The organism is Rickettsiales bacterium (assembly GCA_025210695.1).
Lineage (GTDB): Bacteria > Pseudomonadota > Alphaproteobacteria > Rickettsiales > CANDYO01 > CANDYO01.
Window position 1 is genome coordinate 1 of record JAOARE010000022.1, and the last position, 5,609, is coordinate 5,609.

General features: G+C 33.0%; 6 protein-coding genes. 3 read left to right on the top strand and 3 right to left on the bottom strand.

Going from position 1 to position 5,609, the window contains the following annotated elements:
- Positions 1-265: 265 nt before the first annotated feature.
- Complete coding sequence (gene rodA, locus N4A31_03745) at positions 266-1,351, top strand: rod shape-determining protein RodA (protein ID MCT4635348.1); 1,086 nt, start codon at positions 266-268, stop codon at positions 1,349-1,351.
- Entirely contained in the window at positions 1,352-2,050 is a 699-nt protein-coding gene (gene trmD / locus N4A31_03750; GenBank protein ID MCT4635349.1) for a tRNA (guanosine(37)-N1)-methyltransferase TrmD, read from the top strand.
- Between the two features lie 179 nt (positions 2,051-2,229).
- On the opposite strand, the gene N4A31_03755 is transcribed toward trmD, so the two are convergent.
- A complete protein-coding gene (locus tag N4A31_03755) occupies positions 2,230-2,529 on the bottom strand; it encodes a YrhK family protein (protein MCT4635350.1) in 300 nt (99 codons plus the stop codon).
- Positions 2,530-2,630: 101 nt separating this feature from the next.
- On the opposite strand from N4A31_03755, the gene N4A31_03760 reads away from it, so the two are divergent.
- Positions 2,631-4,259 carry an Hsp70 family protein gene (locus N4A31_03760; GenBank protein ID MCT4635351.1) on the top strand — a complete coding sequence of 543 codons (1,629 nt, stop codon included), beginning with the start codon at positions 2,631-2,633 and terminating at the stop codon, positions 4,257-4,259.
- Between the two features lie 91 nt (positions 4,260-4,350).
- On the opposite strand, the gene N4A31_03765 is transcribed toward N4A31_03760, so the two are convergent.
- Entirely contained in the window at positions 4,351-4,680 is a 330-nt protein-coding gene (locus N4A31_03765; protein ID MCT4635352.1) for a ferredoxin family protein, read from the bottom strand.
- A gap of 12 nt (positions 4,681-4,692) precedes the next feature.
- The coding region (locus tag N4A31_03770; GenBank protein ID MCT4635353.1) for a molecular chaperone HtpG at positions 4,693-5,609 on the bottom strand (917 nt) is incomplete at its 5' end.

Consider the following 5,609-nt stretch of genomic DNA (forward strand, 5'->3'; position numbering starts at 1 on the left):
GAGTTAAGGGGCCAAGAGGGTAACGAAAGTGAGTCAAGGAGCCAAGTTTTTTTAGGATGAAGGGCGGCTTTATAGAAAAATATCATCATCCTTGTATATAAGCGTAAAGTGAAATCTGAAGGTCCAGTAATTTATTTTTATAGGATATATATTAGCTGAATCCTTATTTTTATCCTTTAAAAAAACTCTTTACATTGATTGATGCTTTGGCAATACTTAAGAGATGAAAAAGAGTCTCCAGAATTTATTAGAAAAGATAAAAAGAATGCCAGTTACTATTATAGTATTGGTAACCCTAATATCATGTTTTGGTTTTCTTCTAATGTATTCAGCCGCGCAAGGAAACATCTCACCTTGGGCATCAAGGCAAATGATTCACTTTGCTCTTTTTGCACCTGTAATGATTGTGGTGGGGTTAATTAGCATTAAGTTTTGGTATAAATCTGCCTATTTATTTTATTACGGTGCTTTAGGTTTGTTGCTATTAATGTATTTACTTGGATATACTGCAATGGGTGCCACCCGCTGGATTGATCTTGGTCTTATAAAATTACAACCATCTGAATTAATGAAGATTTGTATTGTGTTTGCTTTGGCGCGTTATTTTCATGATTTAGAAGAACAAAAAATAAGGCTAAAACATTTATTTATTCCAGCAATTATGTTAATTGCGCCAGCATTATTAATTATCAAGCAGCCAGATCTTGGCACTGGAATTATTCTTTTGTCTATAGGGATAATCATTTTTTTTGTTGCTGGAGTGCAAGCATGGGTGTTTATTGTTGGAATTGCCTCTGTAAGCTTAGCCTTACCCATATTATGGCAATTTTTATATGACTACCAAAAGAATCGTATCCTTAACTTTCTTGATCCTGAAAAAGATCCCTTAGGAACTGGGTATAATATAATTCAGTCTAAAATTGCTATGGGAGCTGGAGGTTTTTTTGGAAAAGGATTTATGAAGGGAAGCCAAAGCCAGCTAAAATTTCTTCCAGAACATCAAACGGATTTTATTTTTACTGCAATATGTGAAGAATGGGGGTTTTTAGGAGGAGGACTGGTTTTACTAGCATTTGTTATACTTGTGATGTATAGCTATGTAATAGCGTTTAATGCTAGGGCCCAGTTTTCTAGAGTTTTGGCTATAGGAATAACTTCGATGATTTCTTTACACGTTATAATTAATGTTGCCATGGTGATGGGATTGGTTCCAGCGGTTGGAATACCCCTTCCCCTCCTTTCCTATGGAGGAACAAATATGATGACTGTTTTAATTGGCTTTGGTCTTATAATTAGTGTTCATATACATAGCAAGGCCACTCTTAAAAATTCACTAAAGAGCTTTTTTTAAATGAAACATTGGCATGTGAGTTTATTAACAATATTTCCAGAAATGTTCCCAGGACCCCTGGCTCATTCAATTGCTGGAAAGGCATTGGAAAACAAACTATTCACCTTAGATTTATATAATATACGCGATTATGCACTGGATAAGCATCAGTCTGTTGATGATAAAATTTTTGGTGGTGGAGCTGGAATGCTAATGAAGCCTGATGTTATATCTGGCGCTATTGATGCAGCACTTGAAAAAACTCCTAATGCAAAACTTATATATTTTAGTCCTAGAGGAGAAAAATTCACCCAAGAATCTGCTAAAAAATTAGTATCTATTGAAGATATTATAATGTTATGCGGCAGATATGAAGGGATTGATCAAAGAGTTTTTAAAAAATATAACTTTGAAGAATATAGCATTGGAGATTATATTTTATCTGGTGGAGAAATGGCAGCTTTAACAGTTATTGATAGCTGTATAAGACTAATTCCTGGGGTTATAGATAATGAGGAAGTTAATAGTGAGGAAAGCTTTTCTATAGGCGAAGATGAAAATTTATTGGAATATGATCAATATACCAGGCCGTCTGTTTGGCAAGGAATGAAGGTTCCTGAAGTTTTACTTTCCGGCCATCATGAGAATATCACTAAATGGCGCCTAGAGAATGCTAGAGAGAATACTAAGAATCGTCGCCCAGATTTATATAAGAAATGATTTGTCTGGAGGTTTTCAATTGATTATTTTATCTATCTCACCCCGTGTTGCTTTTTATGGATTTCTTCGTCGCTAGCGCTCCTCGTAATGACGGGGGAAAATTAAAGTTCCTCGTAATGACGGGGAAAATTTAAAGTTCCTCGTAATAACGGAGATTTTTAAGAATTATCGTAAATAACTTATAGAGAATCTAATTTAAATAAATATTCAAGACCAGACTTTGTTTTTTTAAGTAATCTACGCAAATGAAAAAATTTACATAGTTTTATAGTAGGTTTCATTGAAAAAAACAAACTACCAATTATAAACATCCATGTTCCTGGCTCAATTAAATTAGGATATAAAAATAACACGCTGCCAATTAAGAATAAAACAGCCGCTGAAAAATCAACTAGTAGGTGCAATAATTGGTAAAATCTATTTAAATCAATATATTTATGATATAGCTCTTTAGGCATTTTGTTTATATTATCAACCATTTTTATCCTTCCTTAATATTATATATAGTCTTATACTCTTGAACCTATATTATAACTATACTATAATCTTGGCCAATTATTTTTATCAATAAAAGGATCTTATGACTTTACTGCAGATTTCTGAACCAGAAGAAAAACAAAAGCAAGATTTAAATCAATATGCTATAGGGATTGATCTGGGCACTACTAATTCTGTGGTTTCTTGCGTTTTAGCAGGGGAAGCTAAAGCTTTAGGCCCTATTCATCCTTCTATTCATCAAGGAATTAGGTCTATAAAGCGTTTGATGGGAAGTAATGAGAAGGTTGAATCTTTTACTCCAGTGGAAATTTCAAGCAAGATTTTAGCTAAATTAAAAAAACAAGCTGAAGATATATTGGGGGAAACTGTTACTAAAGCTGTAATCACAGTGCCTGCACATTTTGACGATGCAGCTAGAAATGATACCAAACTGGCAGCTAAACTTGCTGGTTTAGAAGTTATGCGCTTAATCAATGAACCAACAGCCGCTGCTATGTCATATGGATTAGATCATAAGGCGGAAGGAATCTATCTTATCTATGATTTTGGTGGTGGAACATTTGATGTTTCCATTCTTAGAATGGAAAAAGGAATATTTCAGGTTCTGGCAACTGGTGGAAATGGAAATTTAGGTGGTGACGATATTGACCATAAAATAATGGAATATTTAAACTTAAATGAAGATTTACATCATATTGCTAAAGGAGTAAAAGAAAATTTAAACTACGAAGGATATAATTTATCTCAAGATGAATTCAATTCTATAGCCAAACCTTTCATAGAAAAAACCCTTAAGATATGTAAAGAAACTATTAAACAAAGTGGTATTGATTCTAAAGATATAAAGGAAATTGTTTTAGTTGGTGGATCAACTCGTATTCCATTGCTTAAACAAATGATTGCTGAAGATATAAAAAAACCACTTGATACAATTGATCCAGATTTGGCGGTATCATTTGGAGCTGCAATTCAGGCAAATGGATTAATTTACGGTTCAGATAATCTTCTAATAGACGTTACTTCTTTGTCTATTGGCTTAGAAGTTATGGGGGGAATGAATGAGAGAGTAATTGCTAAGAACTCTCCTCTGCCATTAAGCGTTAGCAAACAATTCACCACTTATCAAGATGGACAAACAGGTATTATTTTTCACATAGTTCAAGGTGAAAGAGAAATGGTAGCAGATTGCCGATCTTTAGCAAAATTTGAACTAAAAGGAATTCCTCCAATGAAAGCTTCACTTGCAAGAGTTGCAGTTACCTTTAATTTGGATGTAGATGGACTTTTAACCATTTCAGCAATAGAAGAAATAAGTGGTGTAAAACAAGAAGTTAAAGTTATGCCAAGCTATGGTTTATCTGAAGAAGAAGTGGAAAAAATGATTGAAGCATCATATATTCATGCAGGTGAAGATATTCAAGCAAAACAATTAGCTGAAGTAAAACTTAACTCTAAAGATAATATTTCTAATGTAACTAAAGCAATTAATGATGATGGAGATTTACTGTCTCTGCAAGAAAAAGAAAACTTAAAAAAGATCATTCTAAAACTTAGAGATTTAATTGAGTATGATGATTTAGAAGCAATAGAAAAAACTAATGATGCTTTAGAGAAAGAATCTTCAAAATTTATTCAAGATAGACTTAACCGCCAGATTAAAGATATATTAGGCGGCAAAGACGTTAAGGATGTTGGTGATAATATACTTTAGATTATTAATTGCTTTTTGCTATTTTTGATGTTGTTAGCAACTCCCTTAGCTAATACAGAGATACTAATATAGCAATGCATAAAAAATTTGCTTAATCTATACCAGGTCTTACACTAAGCAAATCTTTTTTATCAGAGATATCTTTATATTTATCAGCCTCGGGCAGAGGTTTTTTACTTGCTGTAATATTTGGCCATTTGGCTGAATATTCACGGTTTATCTCCACCCATTCTATGTTGCCTTCTTCTTCAGGCTTTATGGCCTCTATTGGGCATTCAGGCTCACAGACACCGCAATCAATACATTCATCAGGATTAATAACTAACATATTTTCCCCTTCATAGAAGCAATCTACGGGGCAAACATCTACACAGTCAGTATATTTGCATTTAATGCAGCTTTCTGTAACAACATAAGTCATGTTTATATTTCCTTAAATTTTTCCTAACAAACTATTCATCCTTTTTGCAAAAGCACTCATATCTGCAATAGGTTCACCTTCAATTATGCAGGCTTGATCAAATAATGCAAATGCTAATTCATCTGCTAAGGAATGATCTTCCTTCTTCATTTCTTGGTGAATTCTTTTAACAATTGGATGATTAGGGTTAATCTCTAAAATCTTTGCAAAGCTAGAATTAAGCTGTTTTTGATCCTTCAAATAACGCTCCATTCTAATATCCATAGCACCTTCTGCCACAGTTAAACATACTGGACTATCAATTAATTTACCAGAAATTTTAGCGTCTTTAATTACAGAGCCTAAGGTCTTTTTAAAATAGTCTATTAATTCTTGATCAGATTCTTCAAGCTTAACTTCCTCTTCTGTCTCTTTCTTTAGAATTTTATCCAATTCTATTCCGCTTCTGGTAACAGATTTAATTTCTTTCTCTTTGAAGCTATGCATTACACTAACCCAGAAATCATCCACTGTATCTGTAAATAATAACACATCTATATCATGTTTTAAGAATCCTTCTAATTGAGGACTGGTTTTAGCTTTTTCAACAGAATCACCACTTAAATAGAAAATACTTTCTTGCCCCTCTTTCATGTTAGCTATATATTCATTAATGCTAATAAACTTATCATGTAGCGCACTTCTAAATAAACATGTTTCTAATAATCTCTCTTTTTCTTCTAAAGCTATTCCTTCACATAACCCCTCTTTCAACACTGCGCCAAAATTATTCCAGAAAGAAATATATGACTCCCGGTCATTATCCATTTTTGTTTTTAATTCACTAATTGTTTTCTTAGTGATTCCTTTACGAATTTTTTCTAAAGAATGATTATGCTGTAATGTTTCACGGCTTATGTTTAGTGGTAGATCTTCAGAATCTACTATAC

Excerpts from the sequence above, each read along its gene's own strand:
- rodA (MCT4635348.1), top strand. The coding sequence starts at position 266 with ATGCCAGTTACTATTATAGTATTGGTAACCCTAATATCATGTTTTGGT.
- trmD (MCT4635349.1), top strand. The coding sequence starts at position 1,352 with ATGAAACATTGGCATGTGAGTTTATTAACAATATTTCCAGAAATGTTC.
- N4A31_03755 (MCT4635350.1), bottom strand. The coding sequence starts at position 2,529 with ATGGTTGATAATATAAACAAAATGCCTAAAGAGCTATATCATAAATAT.
- N4A31_03760 (MCT4635351.1), top strand. The coding sequence starts at position 2,631 with ATGACTTTACTGCAGATTTCTGAACCAGAAGAAAAACAAAAGCAAGAT.
- N4A31_03765 (MCT4635352.1), bottom strand. The coding sequence starts at position 4,680 with ATGACTTATGTTGTTACAGAAAGCTGCATTAAATGCAAATATACTGAC.